General features: G+C 62.8%; 17 protein-coding genes and 1 pseudogene. 13 read left to right on the top strand and 5 right to left on the bottom strand.

Features of this window, described 5'->3' with window-relative positions; all coding sequences use genetic code 11:
- The first annotated feature begins 70 nt into the window (after positions 1-70).
- Positions 71-1,054: an NAD-dependent epimerase/dehydratase family protein gene (locus CQ13_RS39335; RefSeq protein ID WP_057848118.1), complete on the top strand. Its 984-nt coding sequence runs from the start codon at positions 71-73 to the stop codon at positions 1,052-1,054.
- A 165-nt stretch (positions 1,055-1,219) separates the two neighbouring features.
- On the opposite strand, the pseudogene CQ13_RS39330 reads toward CQ13_RS39335, so the two are convergent.
- The 4 genes and pseudogenes from CQ13_RS39330 to CQ13_RS39315 all read right to left on the bottom strand — a co-directional run bounded on the left by CQ13_RS39330 (position 1,220) and on the right by CQ13_RS39315 (position 6,238).
- A pseudogene (locus CQ13_RS39330) lies at positions 1,220-1,748 on the bottom strand (REP-associated tyrosine transposase).
- A gap of 58 nt (positions 1,749-1,806) precedes the next feature.
- Entirely contained in the window at positions 1,807-3,210 is a 1,404-nt protein-coding gene (locus CQ13_RS39325) for a M20/M25/M40 family metallo-hydrolase (RefSeq protein WP_057848117.1), read from the bottom strand.
- A gap of 6 nt (positions 3,211-3,216) precedes the next feature.
- The gene (locus CQ13_RS39320; RefSeq protein ID WP_245309620.1) at positions 3,217-4,539 is read right to left on the bottom strand and encodes a glycosyltransferase family 87 protein; all 1,323 of its coding nucleotides are present in this window, start codon (positions 4,537-4,539) and stop codon (positions 3,217-3,219) included.
- A 76-nt stretch (positions 4,540-4,615) separates the two neighbouring features.
- Entirely contained in the window at positions 4,616-6,238 is a 1,623-nt protein-coding gene (locus CQ13_RS39315) for a helicase HerA-like domain-containing protein (RefSeq protein WP_057848115.1), read from the bottom strand.
- A gap of 326 nt (positions 6,239-6,564) precedes the next feature.
- Here CQ13_RS39315 and CQ13_RS39310 point away from each other — a divergent pair, with 326 nt between their 5' ends.
- From CQ13_RS39310 to CQ13_RS39270, 9 genes are all read left to right on the top strand, one after another.
- Complete coding sequence (locus CQ13_RS39310; RefSeq protein WP_057848114.1) at positions 6,565-6,930, top strand: hypothetical protein; 366 nt, start codon at positions 6,565-6,567, stop codon at positions 6,928-6,930.
- 51 nt (positions 6,931-6,981) lie between these two features.
- On the top strand, positions 6,982-7,389 hold the full coding sequence (locus tag CQ13_RS39305) for a DUF4332 domain-containing protein (RefSeq protein ID WP_057848113.1): 408 nt from the start codon (positions 6,982-6,984) through the stop codon (positions 7,387-7,389).
- A gap of 88 nt (positions 7,390-7,477) precedes the next feature.
- A complete protein-coding gene (gene folP / locus CQ13_RS39300; protein WP_430649742.1) occupies positions 7,478-8,332 on the top strand; it encodes a dihydropteroate synthase in 855 nt (284 codons plus the stop codon).
- Positions 8,329-8,700: a dihydroneopterin aldolase gene (gene folB / locus CQ13_RS39295; RefSeq protein ID WP_057848111.1), complete on the top strand. Its 372-nt coding sequence runs from the start codon at positions 8,329-8,331 to the stop codon at positions 8,698-8,700. The genes folP and folB overlap by 4 nt, the downstream gene beginning before the upstream one ends.
- Position 8,701: 1 nt before the next feature.
- Positions 8,702-9,193, top strand: a complete 492-nt coding sequence (gene folK, locus CQ13_RS39290) for a 2-amino-4-hydroxy-6-hydroxymethyldihydropteridine diphosphokinase (protein WP_057848110.1) — start codon at positions 8,702-8,704, stop codon at positions 9,191-9,193.
- Positions 9,194-9,285: 92 nt separating this feature from the next.
- Positions 9,286-11,148 (top strand): methylmalonyl-CoA mutase subunit beta, encoded by a 1,863-nt coding sequence (locus CQ13_RS39285; RefSeq protein WP_057848170.1) that lies wholly within the window; start codon positions 9,286-9,288, stop codon positions 11,146-11,148.
- A 2-nt stretch (positions 11,149-11,150) separates the two neighbouring features.
- On the top strand, positions 11,151-11,618 hold the full coding sequence (locus CQ13_RS39280; protein WP_057848109.1) for a GFA family protein: 468 nt from the start codon (positions 11,151-11,153) through the stop codon (positions 11,616-11,618).
- A 224-nt stretch (positions 11,619-11,842) separates the two neighbouring features.
- Positions 11,843-13,999 (top strand): methylmalonyl-CoA mutase, encoded by a 2,157-nt coding sequence (gene scpA, locus CQ13_RS39275; RefSeq protein WP_057848108.1) that lies wholly within the window; start codon positions 11,843-11,845, stop codon positions 13,997-13,999.
- 55 nt (positions 14,000-14,054) lie between these two features.
- The gene (locus tag CQ13_RS39270; RefSeq protein ID WP_057848107.1) at positions 14,055-14,828 is read left to right on the top strand and encodes a DUF3298 and DUF4163 domain-containing protein; all 774 of its coding nucleotides are present in this window, start codon (positions 14,055-14,057) and stop codon (positions 14,826-14,828) included.
- A gap of 11 nt (positions 14,829-14,839) precedes the next feature.
- Here CQ13_RS39270 and CQ13_RS39265 read toward each other — a convergent pair whose 3' ends face one another.
- Positions 14,840-15,310: an SRPBCC family protein gene (locus CQ13_RS39265; RefSeq protein WP_057848169.1), complete on the bottom strand. Its 471-nt coding sequence runs from the start codon at positions 15,308-15,310 to the stop codon at positions 14,840-14,842.
- 221 nt (positions 15,311-15,531) lie between these two features.
- On the opposite strand from CQ13_RS39265, the gene CQ13_RS39260 reads away from it, so the two are divergent.
- Genes CQ13_RS39260 through CQ13_RS39250 form a run of 3 tightly spaced genes read left to right on the top strand, consistent with a single transcriptional unit; the run spans position 15,532 to position 18,570 of the window.
- Entirely contained in the window at positions 15,532-16,527 is a 996-nt protein-coding gene (locus CQ13_RS39260; RefSeq protein WP_057848106.1) for a tripartite tricarboxylate transporter substrate binding protein, read from the top strand.
- Positions 16,528-16,569: 42 nt separating this feature from the next.
- Positions 16,570-17,055 (top strand): tripartite tricarboxylate transporter TctB family protein, encoded by a 486-nt coding sequence (locus tag CQ13_RS39255; RefSeq protein ID WP_057848105.1) that lies wholly within the window; start codon positions 16,570-16,572, stop codon positions 17,053-17,055.
- Positions 17,056-17,058: 3 nt separating this feature from the next.
- Entirely contained in the window at positions 17,059-18,570 is a 1,512-nt protein-coding gene (locus CQ13_RS39250; RefSeq protein ID WP_057848104.1) for a tripartite tricarboxylate transporter permease, read from the top strand.
- Positions 18,571-18,607: the final 37 nt, after the last annotated feature.

Here is an 18,607-nt window from a genome sequence, read left to right as displayed (position 1 = left end):
TGAGCTGGCGCAGGGCTACGCTCGTTCTCGAAAATCAACAATTCTCGAGCGCGCGAAAGGTTATGGCGGCGTGACCGTACTGGTGACCGGCAGTTCCGGCCATCTCGGCGAGGCGCTGATGCGTACGCTGCAGGCGCAGCGGCGCGAGGCCATCGGCATTGACGTTCTGCCCGGCGTGTTTACGCACCATGTGGGCTCGATTGCTGACCGCGTTTTCGTGCGCCGTTGCATGAAGGGCGTGACGACCGTGCTGCACGCCGCGACACTGCACAAGCCGCATGTGGCGACCCGCAGCCGCCAGGAATTTATCGACGTCAACATCACCGGCACGCTCAGTTTGCTCGAAGAAGCCACGGCTGCCGGCGTCAGGGCATTCGTCTACACCAGCACCACAAGCGTCTTCGGCGAGGCGCTGGTGCCACCGCCGGGCGAGCCGGCGGCCTGGATCACCGAAGATGTCGCGGCGGTGCCGAAAAATATCTATGGCGTCACCAAGGCTGCCGCGGAGGATCTGTGCCAGCTCTTTGCGCGCAATCACGCGCTTCGCACCATCGTGCTGCGCACCTCGCGTTTCTTCCCTGAAGAGGATGACAATCGCGCGACACGCGAGGCCTACACCGACGCCAACATCAAGACCAACGAGTTCCTCTATCGCCGCGTCGATATCGAAGACGTGGTCAGCGCGCATCTGATGGCGGCCGACCGCGCGCCCTCGGCCGGTTTCGCGAAATACATCATCAGCGCCACCACGCCATTCTCACGGAACGACACGGCGGAACTGCGCAACGACGCGCCGCGCGTGGTCGGCCGTTACGTGCCGGAGTTTGAGGCTGAATTTGCGCGGCGCGGCTGGACGATGATTCCAGGCATCGATCGCGTCTACGTCAACGACCGCGCGCGTGCCGAACTCGGCTGGCAACCGCGCCATGATTTCCGCGCGCTGATTGCGCGGCTGCAGGCCGGCGATGATATCCGCAGTCCACTCGCGCGGGAGATTGGCAGCAAGGGTTATCACGACCGTGTCTTTCGCGAGGGACCCTACCCGGTAGAGTGAGCGGCGAGAGTAACCGGTGGACAAGCCCCGCGGATGCGCTAAACTGTCTGTCACACACCCTCTACACGTCTGGAATCAAAACGCCGTCCAATCCCGGGCGGCGTTTTTGTTTTGATCCATGTCGTAGGATGGGTAGAGCGCAGCGAAACCCATCACGTCGCCTCATCAAGACCGTTCGCCGAATTTCCCGGCCGTAAGGTCAATGCCCAATCTTCGGGATAAATTCCAAGCCTTACCATCCGATGAAACGACGAATGCGGCCAATCTCTAACTCGAGTTACAAAGCCATGCTTTACCGGATTGATATGAATGTAGTCGATGTGACGCACCAAATCGTCCTCATCGCGAATCGTATGTTCCCAATAGCGTCGTTGCCAGATGCCGCGTTTGCCCTTGGCGGCCCGGCTGGCTGAGACAGCCTCGTCGGGCGCGATACGGCGTGAGAACGTCGACTTGATCAGCCGCCAGCGCGTCGAAAAATCCCGATCACCATCGGGCAGCGTCCAGACCGCATGCAGATGATCTGGCAGAACGACCACCGCGTCTATCGCGAACGGATGACGCTGACGGGTCTCGCGAAACGCAGCGCGGAGGGTCTCGACGTATTCCATCAGCAACCGCAACCGCCGGTCGGCAAGATTGACCGTAAAGAAGAAACAACCGCCGGGATGAAATTGCGACGGTAACTGGTCATCTTCATTTGCCCATGCGGTAAGGTGATGGGTTTCGCTTCGCTCTACCCATCCTACAAGCTACTTTGCTCCCTCCGCGAACGCGCCCAGGATCCGCGCCCAGGAGCGGATGCCCTTGTGATAGCTCTTCAGGTCGTACTTCTCGTTCGGCGAATGGATGTTGTCGTCGTCGAGGCCGAAGCCGACCAGCACGGTGTCGAGGCCGAGCGTGCGCTTGAAATCCGCGACGATCGGGATCGAGGCGCCGGAGCCGATCAGGAGCGCTTCCTTGCCCCACTCGTCCGTCAGCGCGCGCTTAGCGGCCGCCAGCGGTTTCATGTTCCAGTCGAGCGCAATCGCCGGCGCGTTGGAATGGTCGGTGAACTCGGCCTTGCAATCGGCAGGCACGCGCGCCCGGACATAGTCGCGGAAGGCTTTTCGGATCTTCTCCGGATTTTGTCCCTCCACCAGCCGGAACGAAACTTTCGCGGAAGCTTCCGCCGGGATCACGGTCTTGGAACCCTCCCCCGTGTAGCCGCCGATGATGCCGTTGATGTCACAGGTCGGGCGCGAGGAAACCTGCTCGATCAGCAGGCGATCCTTCTCACCGGCCGGAATGGAAAGGCCGATCGGCTTCAGGAACGACTCCGGCGTGAGGTTCAGGTTCTTCCACTGCGCCAGGATATCCGGCGGCAGGTCTTTTACGCCATCGTAGAATCCGGGAATGGTGATGTGGCCGTTCTCGTCATGCAGGCCGCCGAGAATGTTGGTCAGCACCCGGATCGGGTTGCGCGCGCCGCCGCCAAAAATGCCGGAATGCAGGTCGCGATTGGCAGCCTTGATCTTGACCTCGTCATAGACGAGCCCGCGCAGCGAAGTCGTGATCGCCGGCGTGTTCTGGTCCCACATGCCGGTGTCGCAGACCAGCGCGAAGTCGGCCTTCAGATCGGCCCTGTTCGCTTCCAGGAACGGCACGAAGTTCTTCGATCCGATCTCCTCTTCACCCTCGATAATGATGGTGACGTCGACCGGCAGCGACCCTGTGACCTTCTTCCAGGCGCGGCAGGCCTCGACGAAAGTCATCAACTGGCCCTTGTCGTCCTCCGCGCCGCGCGCGACGATGATCTTGCGGCCGTCGGCATGGTCGGTGACAACGGGCTCGAACGGCGGCCGGTGCCACAGATTCAGCGGATCGACCGGCTGCACATCGTAATGCCCGTAGAACAGAACGTGCGGCCGGCCGTCGCTGCTGCCATTGAGCTTGGCGACGATCGCGGGATGCCCCGCCGTCGGCCTCACCTCGGCCTTGAAGCCGAGTGTGGCGATATCCTTCGCCAGATGATCGGCGGCCGCCTTGCAATCGCCGGCAAAAGCCGGATCGGCCGAGATCGACTTGATCCGCAACAGCGCGAACAGCCGCTCGAGACTGTTGTCGAAATCGGCGTCGATGTGATCGAGGACCGGCTGGATCTTGGCGTTGGACATGGCTTGTTATCCCTGGCTGTGAGCCTTGTTATCAGCGTCAAGTTGTAGCTTGCCCGTGGCCTGAGGCAAGGCAACGTCTTCGGCAGGCGGACGCAATATGTGCCAGACCAGCCCCGCCACGAGCAGGATGGTGGCGGCGAGATTGTTGCCATAGGCCTGCAGATCAACTGGAAACAGCGGCAGCGACAGGCACAGCAAGGCGCCCGCAATGGCAAGTAATATCCATGTCCCGGTTTTGACCGCCGGGCGCGGATCGTAAGCGGCGCGGTGGACCAAAACAGTGATCGGAAAGAACAGCCACAGGAAGTAGTATTGCCGGGCCAGCGGCGAAGCGACCGTGATCAGGCAAAACAGGATGCCGATCTCTTCGGCATCCGACCGTTCCGTGCGGCGCGAGGCCGGCGGCATGATGGCAAGATAGCCGACCCCGATCGCGAGCGAGATCGCCACTACGATCCAGTTCGCCGTCCCGAAGTTGACGTCGATGATGTTCATCGTGCGCGCGGGTTTGGCCGGATTGTCCTGGTTGTAGTTGACCGGCCGCGTCAGCCGGTGCGTCACCGCGATGATCGACTGGTTGACCCACGACCAGTTCTGCGCGTCGCGCTGCCCGAACCCCTTCTCCGAACTCGAACCCACCATGCCCTGGTACCAGGTCCTTAGCTCCGTGAAATTGTGCTGGAAGCCGCGAAACGGCGCCGGCAGCACGAACAGAAACACGCCGATGAAAACCAGCATGCTCGCGGCTGCCGCCCACTGTCTTCGCCACACCAGATAAGGCAATACCGCGACCGGAAACACCTTGATCGCGGTAGCGAGCGCAAACATGCTTCCAGCCATCCAGCCGCGGTGATCGCGCAGCAGCCAGAAACCGTAGAGCATCAGCGCCAGCAGCACGAGATTGGGCTGGCCGAGGTCGAACATGTCGAACACGAAGGTGACGGTGACGAAGCCCGGCAGCGCTTCCAGCCATGGCCCGGGCTTCTTCCCCGATCCCGCCATCGCATGCGATAATTGCGCCGTCATCCACCATGCGACGATGTTGAGAAACGAAAGGATGAGATAAAGCGGGATCTTGCCGAAAAAGCTCGGGATCGCCAGCAGCACCGCCGACAACGGCGGATAGATGAATTCGAAATAGGTGGCGGGGTCGTCAGGGTAGAGATTCTTGCCCTGCAGCACCTGCTGCCCCGCCCAGAACCAGAGCGGATAGTCCTTGGTCTTGCCGTTGCCCCAGATTTCCGGGACCAGCACGTCGGCCGTCAGCGCGATGCAACATAGCAGAAACAGCAGATCGAGCGGCCTTCGCAGCGACGGATATCTCAGCACACGCTCGTTCCGGATTCAGAGGAGATTACGTCGCAGCTCTTCACGCGAACCGACTGCCACTTCGCTCGAAAAAGTCCTATCGCCGCAGCAAGCCGCCGAGCGCGCCGCGCACCAGCGCGCGACCAACTGAACCGCCGAGCGATCCGCCGACCGACTTGCCGAGATCGGCGACGATGCCACCGACGACCCTGTTGGTGACCGAACGGGTGACGTCTCGAGCGATGACTTGACCAGTCGTCAGCCTGCCGCGCCTGACGCTGGTGCCGAAGATCGTGCCGACGATCGAGCCGATCTGGCCGAGAATGCCGCCGCCAGCGCCACCATCCTGCCCTTCCGCAGGCGCAGCCGTCGTAGCCACCCGCTTCTGCAGCATCTCGTAGGCGGATTCGGCGTCGACCGCGGTGTCGTATTTGCCTTTGACCGGGCTCCTGCCCATGATCGCCTTGCGCTCTTCCGGCGTGATCGGCCCGATCCGCGCCGTCGGCGGCCGGATCATGACGCGCTCGACCATGGTCGGCGTGCCGCCGCCTTCAAGGAACGACACCAGCGCCTCGCCCTTGCCGAGTTCCATGATGACGCGAGCGGTGTCGAGCTTGGGGTTCGGCCGGAAGGTCTGCGCCGCCGCGTTCACCGCCTTCTGGTCGCGCGGCGTGAAGGCGCGCAACGCGTGCTGCACGCGGTTGCCTAACTGGGCCAGCACCTTGTCCGGCACGTCGATCGGATTTTGCGTGACGAAATAGACGCCGACGCCCTTGGAGCGGATCAGCCGAACCACCTGCTCGATCTTGTCGAGCAATGCCTTCGGCGCATCGTTGAACAACAGATGCGCCTCATCGAAGAAGAAGACCAGTTTCGGCTTCGGCAGGTCGCCGGCTTCCGGCAGCTCTTCGAACAGCTCCGACAGCATCCACAGCAGAAACGTCGCGTAGAGCCGCGGGTTCTGCATCAGCTTGTCGGCGACCAGAATGTTGACCATTCCCCGGCCGTCGCTGTCGGTCTTCATGAAGTCTTTCAGCAAAAGCGCCGGCTCACCGAAGAATTTAGTGCCGCCCTGATTTTCCAGCACCAGAAGCTGGCGCTGAATGGTCCCGATCGTTGCTTTGCTGACATTGCCGAAGCTCTGCGCCGCCTTTCGGATTTCGGCGAGTTCATCCTCCTCGGCATCCGGCCCTCTTCTGCCGCCGGCTGGCGCGATCGCATCCAGCAGCGATCGCAGATCCTTCATGTCAATCAGCGTCAGGCCGTTTTCGTCCGCCACACGGAATGCGACATTGAGCACGCCTTCCTGTACGTCGTTCAGGTCGAGCATTCGCGATAGCAAAAGCGGCCCCATTTCCGTGACCGTGGCACGAACCGGATGGCCCTGCTCGCCGAACACGTCCCAGAACACCGTCGAGAACTGGTCGGGCTGGAAATTGAGACCCATCTCGCCGGCGCGCTTGAGGATAAAGTCCTTGGCCTCGCCGATCTCGGAAATTCCGGACAGATCGCCCTTGATATCGGCCGCGAACACGGGAACACCGGCGCGGGCAAAGCCCTCCGCCATCACCTGCAGCGACACGGTCTTGCCGGTGCCGGTCGCTCCGGTGACGAGGCCATGCCGATTGGCAAGCGCCAGCGTCAGCCAAGCCGTCTGTTCGCCTTTTCCGATGAAGATCTTGTCGTCGGTGTCGGCCGTCTTGTGATCGGAAGTCATCATCGCATCGCCTCTTCGCGCGCCGGGGGATTTGGTTAGCGATCATACCGCATCCTACCCGCCGATTGAAACCGTCGGCGGTACATACGTGAGCATTCGCCCGCCTCTTCGTTCATGCTTCTCATACCTTTTTCCAACCTTCGGCGGAAAAATCGAGAGCGCAGCGCAGCAAGTCAGCGTGAAACCGGCATTCACTCTTGCATTGCTGCAACACTCGCGACTCGATCTAAGCCTTCGCACCTGCGGATCGCTTGTATTTCAGATCGCAGGCGCTCAAGATCAAATTTGCATAGACGACCCGGTAAAGCCGGCTTGGGGACGGGGCAAATATGGACGAACTGGTAGGGCGACTGGCCTCCAAGGCCGGTATCGATTGCGCTGTCGCTGAAAAAACCATCGGCATCGTTCTGGGTTTTCTCCGCAACGAGGGCCCCTCCGACAAGGTTCAGGCTCTGATCGACCAAATTCCGGGCGCCGAAGCTGCGATTGCGGCTTCCAGCAGCAATGGCAGCTTCGCGAAGCTCATGGGCGGAGGCTTGATGGCAGTTGGCACCAGGCTGATGGCGCTCGGTCTGGGCATGAGTGAAATTCAAAGCGTGGCGCGTGAACTTTTCAGGTTCGGTCGCGACAAAATCGGAGCGGATCAAATGGGCGAAATCATTTCAGGGACACCAAGCCTCAGCCAGTTCGCGTAGTCATCTGGTGAGCACATTCGGCCCGGGCACATTCTTTTTTCATCTGGTATCATGACTTATCCCCTTTCCGAGATCGACGGCTTGACCGCCTACTCTGCCTCGAAACTGAAATCGTTGGGCATTCGCACGACCGATGCGCTGCTGGAAGCCGCTCGCACCGTGAAAGGGCGCAAGTCGCTCGCAGCGAAGACCGGCATCAGCGAGCAGCAACTGCTGGAATGGGCCAATTTTTCCGACTACATGCGCATTCCCGGTATGGGCAAGGCCAAGGTGGGCCTGATGCGGGCCGCGGGCGTCACCACGGTACGCGAACTCGCCCATCGCAATCCGGCGCGACTCGCCCAGAACATGAAAGACGTGAACACGAAGTGCAAACTCGTCCGGGTTTTGCCCTCCGAACGATCGGTCGAGCAACTGATCGAGCAGGCGCGCAAGCTGCCGCCCAAAATCAGCTATTGAAGATCAGCGACTGAAGCGCCAGGCCGGTCCCGCGGTGACGGCCTCACGCCTTGACTCGACGGCGCGGACCGCGCAAAGCGACCGCATGATGGCAGCCAAGCCCAAACCTCCTGCCGCGTCCGGTCCGGCCGGTCAATCGGTGCTGCCTGCGCTGCTGTCCAGGCCCTATCCGGCGGTGATGGGTGTGCTGAATTTGACGCCGGATTCATTCTCGGACGGCGGTCAATTCGCCACCCCGGAGCGGGCGCTGGCCCAAGCCCGGCGGATGATCGCCGAGGGCGCCGACATCATCGACATCGGCGCGGAATCCACCCGGCCCTACGGATCGGAACCGATCTCGGCGGAAGAGGAATTGAAGCGCCTGCAGCCGGTACTGTCCGATATCGTCGCGCTCGGCGTTCCCGTGTCGATCGACAGCATGAAATCGGCCGTCGTTGCCTGGGCGCTCGGTCAGGGCGCCGCCATCGCCAACGATGTCTGGGGACTGCAGCGCGATTCCGGCATGTCCGGACTGGTCGCGGAGCGTGGTGCGCCCGTCATCGTCATGCATAACCGCGAGCGCGCCGATCCTGCGATCGACATCATGCAAGATATCGCCGCTTTCTTTGCGCGTTCGCTCGACATCGCAGCAAAAGCCGGAATTTCATCCGACAAAGTCGTGCTCGATCCTGGCATCGGCTTCGGCAAGACGCCCGAGCAAAGTATGACCGCGCTGGCGCGGCTCGGCGAGTTGCAGTCGCTCGGCCTTCCAATATTAGTCGGCGCCTCGCGCAAGCGTTTCATCAGCACGGTGACGCCGTCGGAACCGCATCAGCGCCTCGGCGGCTCGATTGCAGCCCATCTGCTGGCGGCCCAAAACGGGGCGCGGATCATCCGGGCACATGACGTCGCCGAAACCGTACAGGCGCTGCGCGTGGCTGCGGCAATCAGGGAACGGCAATGAGCGATACGATTTTCATCACTGGCGTCGTCATCCATGCCCGCCACGGCGTGATGGAGCACGAGACCAAAGTCGGGCAACGGTTCGTGATCGATCTCGAACTCTCCGTCGACCTGTCAGAATCCTCGCACTCTGATCGTCTGTCCGACACAGTGTCTTATGCCAGCGTGGTCGAGACCGCGACCGCCGCGTTCACGAACACCAACTACAAGCTTTTGGAGCGTGCGGCCGGCGCCGTTTCCGACGCGATCTTCGCGGCGTTCCCACGCGTCCATTCGGTCAAGGTCACGGTCCACAAGCCGCATGCGCCGATCGCCGAGATCTTCGAGGATGTCGGCGTGGTACTCATGCGCAAACGGCAATCGCCCTGACATGGCCGATGTGCTGATCGCGCTCGGCGGCAATGTCGGCGATGTCCGCGCGACGTTCAAAAAGGCCATCTCCAATATTTGCGGCATGACTCAGGCTGCGCTGCTCGCGCGTTCCTCTGACTACATCACCCCACCCTGGGGCGAGGAACACCAGGCGCCCTTCATCAACGCCTGCATCGAGATCGAAACCAGCCTCGATCCGCATGCGCTGTTGTTCACGCTGCACAAGATCGAGAAAAAGTTCGGCCGCGACCGCGCCCATGAGACACGCTGGGGTCCGCGCACCCTCGACCTCGACCTGATCGCCTATGATGACGTCAGCCTCGACAGGCCGGAACTGACGCTGCCGCACCCGCGGGCTTTCGAGCGCGCCTTTGTGCTGGTGCCGCTAGCCGAGATCGTTCCCGACCGTGTCATTGCGGGACGCCGCGTGCGGGATGCGCTGGCACAATTGTCGACCGAGGGAATTGAGCGGTTACCCGACCTCGATTGACCCCGAAACGACCCAAAACACCGTTTGGCTTGGCGGCCGCCCCGTGGCAATTTCCGGCCAAATCAAGAGACGACCAGGGAATAATGGGCCGGATGACCGATAACGATGAGCTGACATTGGCCGCGGAGTTTCCGGCGGCGACCTACGAGGACTGGCGCAAGCTGGTCGACGGGGTGCTGAAAGGCGCGCCGTTCGAGAAACTGGTCAGCAGGACGTCCGACGGATTGAAAATCGATCCGATTTATCGCCGCGCGAAGGACGCCACGCCGGTCGCCGGTCGTGCCGCCGCGGCGCCCTGGCAGATCATGCAGCGGATCGATCATCCCGACGCCAAAGCGGCCAACGCGCAGGCGCTGCACGATCTCGAAAATGGCGCCACCGGGCTGACACTGGTGTTCGCTGGCGCCAATGGCGCCCACGGGTTTGGATTGGATCCTTCGGCCGAAGCCGTCGAAGCGGTTCTCGACGGCATTTATCTCGACGCCGGCATCGGTATCGAGCTGCAGATCGGCCCGCAGTCGCGCGTGGCGGCCATTCACGTCGCCGAATACATCAAACGCAAAGGACTTGATCCCGCGGCCTGCGATATCCGTTTCGGTCTCGACCCGCTGGGATCCTGTGCGGTGTCGGGCTCCAGTCCCTATAGTTGGGACGAAATCGTGCCCGCGGTTACCAGCGCGATCCAGGGCCTCACCGCCATGGGCTTTAAGGGTCCGTTCGCAGCGGCCGACGGACGGGTGATCCACGATGCCGGCGGATCGGAAGCGCAGGAACTGGCATTCGTGCTCGCCTCCGGCGTCGCTTACCTGCGCGCGATCGACCAAGCGGGAATTGCGCTCGAAGATGCACAAAGCATAGTCTATGCACGGCTTGCCGCCGATACCGATCAGTTCCTGACGCTGGCAAAATTCCGCGCGCTGCGGCTGTTGTGGGCGCGGATCGAGCAGGCCTGTGGCCTGACGCCCAAACCGCTGTTCATCGCCGCCGATACCGCCTGGCGCATGCTGACGCAGCGCGACCCTTATGTGAACATGCTGCGCGCGACGATGGCGACCTTCTCCGCCGGCCTCGGCGGCGCCAACGCCATCACCGTATTGCCGCACACGCTGGCGCTGGGATTGCCCGATCCTTTCGCACGACGCGTGGCGCGCAATACGCAACTGGTGCTTTTGGAAGAGTCCAATCTCGCCAAGGTGAGCGATCCGGCAGCCGGCTCCGGTGGCATCGAAACGCTGACGCGGCAACTCTGCGAAGCTGCATGGTCGCTGTTCCAGGAGATCGAGAAGGCCGGCGGCATGTTCGCCGCGCTCGAGCAGAACCTGATCCAGCGCAAGGTGGCGACGACGCGGGCCGCGCGCGACGCCAATATTGCCAAGCGCAGGGACGTGCTGACCGGCGCCAGCGAATTCCCGAACCTGCACGAGAACGATATCACGGTGCTCGATGCCAAGCCGATCGTGCTGCCGCCCTATGGCGAGGCCAAGATCAAATTCGATTCCCTTCCGCCGATACGGCTGGCCGCGCCGTTCGAGGCGCTGCGGGACAAATCGGACGAAAAGCTCAAGGCATCGGGTGCCCGGCCGAAAATCTTTCTCGCCAACCTCGGCAAACCAGCCAATTTCACCACGCGCGCCACGTTCGCTAAGAGCTTCTTCGAGACCGGCGGCATCGAGGCGATCGACACGGAAGGTTTTACGGATCCCGCGGCCCTTGCCATCGCGTTCAAGGCATCAGGGACCATGACCGCCTGCCTGTGCTCGTCCGACAAGGTCTATGCGGAACACGCGGCGCCCGCGGCAAAGGCCCTTCAAGCGGCCGGCGCCAGACATATCTATCTCGCAGGGCGGCCCGGCGAACAGGAGGCCGCGCTCCGCTCGGCCGGTGTCGCCGATTTCATCTTTGCCGGCGGCAACGCGCTGGCGATGCTGCAAGCGGCCTGGCAGCGGATGGAGTGAGCATGACGGAAAGCAACCACAAAACGGTCCTGACCGGCGGCTGCCAGTGCGGCGCCATCCGCTTTGCGGTGTCGAAAGTGCCGCCCAAGGTCAGCATCTGCCACTGCCGGATGTGCCAGAAGGCATCGGGCGCGCCCTTCGCCTCCCTCGCCGATATCGAGCATGAGCATTTCACCTGGACCCGCGGCAAGCCGGCCTCGTTCCAATCCTCCTCCATCGCGGAGCGCGATTTCTGCTCCTCCTGCGGCACGCCGCTGACCTACCGGCTGATCGGCGGCCCCCGGATCGAGATCATGACCGGAGCGTTCGACCGCCCAGACCTGGTGATACCGACGCGGCAATATGGAACCGAGTCCCGGCTCGGCTGGGTGGTCGGCATCGCCAATTTGCCGAGCCAGACCACGCAGCAGAATTACGGCCCGGAGAAGATGGCGACCATCGTCAGCCACCAGCATCCGGACCATGATTGAGAGGTAACAAATATCCCGATCGCTTGTGGTACTGTTGAGCGAGATTCCGCGATGAAGCCAATACTAGAATGGGCAGAATGGGTACTTAGTCCCTTCGCATGGATCGCTTCGCTCGTAGGAAAGGGAGCGGACGGTCTCTCGAAAGATTATCGGGATGATCCCGACTACAGGAAGAATGTACAGCGATTGATTGAACGAAATCGCAAGTTTGAGGAAGCCAAGGAATGACCCGCATTCCCAATTTCGCTGACGTCGCGTTCGAGCCGGTGGCGGCGTCGATGCCGGCTGCCAGCGCTGAGCCGTGGCTGACGCCCGAGGGCATCCCGGTCAAGCCCGCCTACAGCGAGGCCGATCTCGAAGGCATCGATTTCCTGGAGACCTGGCCGGGCAGCGCGCCCTATCTGCGCGGCCCCTACCCGACCATGTATGTCAACCAGCCCTGGACCATCCGGCAGTATGCCGGATTCTCCACGGCAGAGGATTCCAACGCGTTCTATCGCCGTAACCTCGCCGCCGGGCAGAAGGGTCTTTCGGTCGCGTTCGACCTCGCTACCCACCGCGGCTACGATTCCGATCATCCGCGCGTGTCCGGCGACGTCGGTATGGCGGGCGTTGCGATCGATTCCATCTACGACATGCGCACGCTGTTTGCGGGCATTCCGCTCGACCAGATGAGCGTGTCGATGACCATGAACGGCGCGGTGCTGCCGATCCTCGCGCTGTTCGTGGCGGCCGCCGAGGAACAGGGCGTTCCGCCGGAGAAATTGTCAGGCACCATTCAGAACGACATTCTGAAAGAGTTCATGGTGCGCAACACCTACATCTATCCGCCGGCGCCCTCGATGCGGATCATCTCCGACATCTTTGCCTACACCTCGCAGCGGATGCCGAAGTACAATTCGATCTCGATCTCCGGCTATCACATGCAGGAAGCTGGAGCTACGCAAGACCTCGAACTCGCCTATACGCTGGCCGATGGCGTCGAATATCTGCGGGCTGGACTTGCGGCAGGCCTCGACGTCGACCGCTTCGCGCCGCGGCTATCGTTCTTCTGGGCGATCGGCATGAATTTTTTCATGGAAGTCGCCAAGATGCGCGCGGCGCGGCTGCTCTGGGCAAAACTGTTGAAGCAGTTCAACCCGAAAGACCCGCGCTCGCTGTCGCTGCGCACGCATTGCCAGACCTCCGGCTGGTCGCTGACCGCGCAGGATGTCTTCAACAACGTGATGCGCACCACCATCGAGGCGATGGCGGCGACCCAAGGCCATACGCAGTCGCTGCACACCAATGCGCTCGACGAGGCGCTGGCGCTGCCGACGGATTTTTCGGCCCGCATCGCCCGCAACACGCAATTGTTCCTGCAGCAGGAGAGCGGCACCAACCGCATCATCGATCCCTGGGGCGGCTCCTATTACGTCGAGCGGCTGACGCGGGATCTCGCGGCAAAGGCCTGGGGCCATATCCAGGAAGTCGAAGCGCTCGGCGGCATGGCGAAGGCGATCGAGGCCGGCGTGCCCAAACTGCGTATCGAGGAGGCCTCCGCCAAGACCCAAGCGCGGATCGACGCCGGCAAGCAGGCCGTGATTGGCGTCAACAAGTACAAGCCGGTCAACGAAGCACCGATCGACGTGCTCAAGGTGGAAAACTCCACCGTGCGGCGGCTGCAGATCGACAAGCTGAAGCGGCTGCGCACCGAGCGTGACCAGAAGGAAGTCGACCAGGCGCTCGCCGCGCTGACGCGCAGCGCCGGCGAAGGCAACGGCAATTTGCTGGCGCTGGCGATCGACGCGGCGCGGGCGAAAGCCACCGTCGGCGAAATTTCGGACGCGATGGAAAAAGTGTTCGGGCGTCACCGCGCCGAGATCAAGTCCATCACCGGCGTCTACAAGCGGGAGGCGTCCGCCATGTCTAACCGGGTCGAAAAAGTGCAGGCGCTGATCGATGCGTTCGAGACTGCGGAGGGCCGCAGGCCTCGCATCCTCGTCGCCAAGATCGGTCAGGACGGCCACGACCGCGGCCAGAAGGTGATCGCATCCGCCTTCGCCGATGTCGGCTTCGACGTCGATATCGGGCCGCTGTTTGCCACCGCCGACGAGGCAGCGCGGCAGGCCGTGGAGAACGACGTCCACATCCTCGGCGTCTCCTCGCTGGCGGCGGCCCATCTCACCGCCGTACCGGAGCTCAAGGCCGCGCTGAAAAAGCATGGCCGCGAGGACATCATGATCATCATCGGCGGCGTCGTCCCGCCGCAGGATTATGAGGCGCTGTATGCGGCCGGCGCCGAAGCGATCTTCCCGCCCGGCACCGTGATCTCGGACGCCGCCGAAGAGCTCATCCGCAAGCTCAACGCCCGGCTCGGCCATAGCGAGGCGGCGGAGTAGCCCTCCGCCGGGTATCTGCTCGATAGGATTTCCCTTGCGCCATTCTGCCTCTGTCATGTTGGCCAGCAGAGCGACCCTTGCGGCCGCGCTTGCATGCCTCGCATCGCTCTGTGCCATCGCCGCCGAGCCCAAACCGGACTTTTCCATCAAGACCAAATGGCTCGAGGCCAGCGTCACCCTCGACGCGAAGATCAAGGCCGATCCGGCGCTGGCGGCGAACTGCCTGGCGGACGGAAAAGCGTGGGCGCAGAAGAACCGCGCCGATGCCGACAAGGAACGCAAGCAGGACCCGGACCTGTTCCGCAACGCGTGGTCGTATGAACGGAAATACGACACGCGCTCGGTGGTCGATGGCCGCTATGTCAGCATCGTCAGGGCCGACTACGAATATACCGGCGGCGCGCATCCCAACTCTTCGTCCGACACGATCCTGTGGGACAAGTCAGCGGGCAAGCGCATCAGCATCCGTCCGTTCTTCACCGAAACGGCTGACAACGGCCCGACGATGAAAGCGATGCGGCAAGGCGTCATTGCCTCTCTCACGGCCGAGAAAAAGAAACGCGGCGCGGAAGACACGGACGCCAGCGCCATCGAGGGCATCGAACCAAAGCTTCTCAAGATCGGGCCCGTCGCACTGGCGCCATCGACCGAGGAAGGCAAGAGCTCCGGCCTGAACTTTTACTACGCACCTTACGCCGTCGGCTCCTATGCCGAAGGCGAGTATGTCGCCTTCGTGCCCTGGGAGACGTTGAAGCCATATCTGACGCCGGAGGGCGTCAGAATTTTCGGTGGAACCCGACCGAAAGACGACGAAGGCCGGCCACAATGATGGCCGCGCCGTCAAGCAGCACGGCGGCCTAGCGCTCGCTCGAGCGAATGGGCCCAGTCCGGAATCCAGGACTGGAACAGCGCGCGCCAACGATCCTCGTCCTGTGGCGCAGTGTCGAGCTTCACGGACCATTCGATGAAGGTTCGGTTGCCTTCGACGATCGGAATCAGATGCATCGTCCCCTCATAACGCGTCGGCGCTGGAACGTCGGACTGCGACTCGGACGGAAATGGAAACGGATCAATGCCCGCATAGGTCAGTGAGTGCGCCTGGTCGGAATGGTCCGCGAGCCGCTGCCTGATCCAGTTGCCGAGGTAGCAGAAGCGCCTGATGGCGCCGACTTCGTCGCCGCCCTTATTATCCTCGATCACGCTTTCGGTAACGCCGTCGATATAGGCCGGATAGTTGTTGAAATCGCGGATCAAGGTCCACACGGTTTTTAGGGGATGGTTCAGCACGGTGCTGTAATAGGCTGTCGTCATGGTTCTCTCCGCAATCGAGCGCGGCTCGATGACTGGCCGCAGATGGATACCTATTTCAGGTGGCCCGATCGCCGCCACCCGATTTCCGGATGTGGCGAGATGCCACCCGGCGGCGGTGATCCCCATCGTTCGCCAATGCCTTGCGACCACAACGCAAAGCCGCCTAGAATGTCGCATCACAAGAGCGCCCGGCATCACGGACGCCGCAGGGAGGACCATCGATGTCCAAAAAGATCACGCGCCGCGCCTTCGCGGCTTCATCCGCTGCTGCTGCGGCTGTCGCGGGCTTTGGTTTCAAGCCGGCTTTGGCGCAGGCCTATCCGTCCCGGCCGGTGACCGTGATCGTGCCCTGGGGCGCCGGCGGCGGCACTGACGCGACCGCGCGCATTGTCGCGGCGCTGTTGGAAAAGGATCTCGGCCAACCGTTCAACGTGGTCAACCGCACCGGCGGCTCCGGCGTTGTCGGCCATTCCGCGATCGCGACCGCACAGCCCGACGGCTACACCATCGGCATGCTGACGGTGGAAATCTCGATGATGCACTGGCAGGGGCTCACCGAACTGGCGCCCAAGAGCTACACGCCGCTGGCGCTGATGAACGAGGATCCGCCCGGCATCCAGGTCAGTTCCACCTCGCCCTACAAGACCGTGAAGGAACTGGCGGATGCGATCAAGGCCGCTCCCGCCGGCAAGTTCAAGGCCTCCGGCACTGGCCAGGGCGGCATTTGGCATCTCGCACTGGTTGGCTGGATGCAGGCGATGGGACTTGCCCCCAATCACGTGGCCTGGGTGCCGTCGAACGGCGCCGCACCCGCGATGCAGGATCTGGCTGCCGGAGGTCTCGACCTCACCACCTGCTCGGTGCCGGAAGCCCGCGCGATCATCGAGGCCGGCAAGGCGCGCAGCCTCGCCGTCATGGCTACGGCGCGCAACCCTGCATTCCCCGATGTGCCGACGCTGAAGGAAGCCATGGGCATCGATTATTCGACCGGCGCCTGGCGCGGCATTGCCGGTCCCAAGGGCCTGCCCGCCGAGGTGGCGACGAAACTCACCGCGTCGCTGAAGAAGGTCTACGACTCCAAGGAGTTCAAGGATTTCATGAGCAATCGCGGCTTTGGAACGGTGTGGGGCGATGCGGCCCAGTTCGCCGCCTTCATGGAAAAAGGCGACGCCCAGATGGGCGTGGCGATGAAGGCCGCCGGTCTCTCCAAGGCCTGATCTTGATCGGCTGACATCGCCCGATATCCGCGGAGCCAGTTCATGCGTCTACCCGATCGCGTCACGGGTCTGTTTCTCGTTGGCCTCGGCGCAGCCGCCGCCTATGGCGGCTGGCAACTGCCGCCGGTGCCCGGCCAGCCGGTCGGGCCCAACGTCTTCCCGCTGGTGATCGGAACGGGCCTGGCCCTTTGCGGGCTCGCGATTGCATTCGGGATCGGCCGCAGCTTTGAAGAGGAAGAGCACCTCATTCCGGTCGAGGGCGGCCAGCCGCAGCCGCCCACCGGAAAGCTCTACGGCCTGCGTGTCCTGCTCCCGCCGGCGCTTTTGCTGTTCTACGTGGCGATCGCCGACCGGCTCGGCTTCATCCTCACGGCGGCGATGATCGTCTACGTGACCTCGACCGCGCTCGGCGCCCGCTGGAAGGTTGCACTGCCGCTCGCGCTGCTTGCGCCGATCGGCATCCACCTGATTTTCTCAAAATTGCTGCGCGTGCCGCTGCCGCCCGGCGTTTTGCCGATGCCCTGGTGATCGATGCTCAATACCCTGACGCAAGCCTTCGCGCTCATCACCACCTGGGAAGTCATCATCGCCATCTTCGCGGCATCGGTCTATGGCCTCGTCATCGGATCGCTGCCCGGGCTGTCCGCGACCATGGCGACCGCGCTGCTGGTCCCCGTCACCTTCTATCTGTCGCCGATCGCCGCGATCGCCACCATCGTCGCCGCATCCACGATGGCGATCTTCGCCGGTGACATCCCCGGCGCGCTGCTGCGCATTCCCGGCACGCCCGCCTCGGCGGCTTACGCAGACGAAGCCTATGCGATGACGCGCAAGGGCGAGGCCGAGCTTGCGCTCGGCGCCGGCGTTTGGTTCTCCGCCGTGGGCGGCATCGCAGGCACGCTGTCGCTGATGATCCTCGCGCCGCCGCTGGCCGAAATAGCGCTGTCGTTCTCGACTTTCGAATATTTCTGGCTCGCTTTCCTCGGCCTGATGTGCGCCACGCTGGTCGCGCGGTCTTCCCCGGTGAAGGCGATCGCCAGCATGTTCATCGGTCTGCTCGTCGCCTGCATCGGTATCGAAAACCCCGGCGGCGTGCCGCGCTTCACGTTTGGGATGACCAACCTGTTTGGCGGCATCGAACCGATCCCGGCGCTGGTCGGCGTATTCGCGGTGGCGCAGGTCATGCGCGCGATGCTCACGCCCGAGCCGCCGCCAATCCCGCGGCGCAGGTTCGGAAGCATCTTGGCGGGCCAATGGAAGCTCACCAAAAAGTACAACTGGCAGATGACGCGCGGGAACATCGTCGGCATCATCATCGGCGTGCTGCCGGGCGCCGGCGCCGACATGGCCGCCTGGGTCAGCTACGCCATGTCCAAGCGTTTTTCGAAAGAACCTGAGAAGTTCGGAACCGGCCACGTCGAGGGCCTGGTCGAAGCCGGCGCCAGCAACAATGCCAGCATCGCCTCGGGCTGGGTGCCTTCGCTGCTGTTCGGCATTCCCGGCGACACCATCGCGGCCATCGCGATCGGCGTGCTCTACATGAAGGGCCTCAATCCCGGCCCGACGCTGTTCACCGAAAAAGCGTCGAGCATGTATGCGATCTACCTCATGTTCATCATCGCCAACATCATCATGATTCCGCTCGGCATCATCATGATCCGGCTCGCAAGCCACGTGCTGCGCGCGCCGCGCGCAACCGTGATGCCTGTAATCATGCTGTGCTGCGCGGTCGGCTCGTTCGCCATCGGCAACAACATATTCGGCGTGGTTATCGTCGCGACCTTCGGGGTCATCGGCTATGTCATGGAGGAGAACGGCTACCCGGTCGCCGCGATGGTGCTCGGCATCGTCATGGGCACCATGATCGAGCAGAGTTTCGTCACTTCGCTGATCAAATCCGATGGCAGCGTGTTGCCGTTCTTCGAGCGGCCGATCGCCGCGATCCTCGCCGCCATGGCGATCGGCGCGCTGATCTGGCCGGTGCTGGTCTGGGTATGGCGGAAGCTCAAACGCAGCCCCGTCCCTGCCACGTCGGCGCGCTGAAGGACTGGGCCCCCTCGCCTGCACGGCGCGGGCGTTG

Source organism: Bradyrhizobium retamae, assembly GCF_001440415.1.
GTDB lineage: Bacteria > Pseudomonadota > Alphaproteobacteria > Rhizobiales > Xanthobacteraceae > Bradyrhizobium > Bradyrhizobium retamae.
This window is presented reverse-complemented; position numbering and strand designations above follow the sequence as displayed.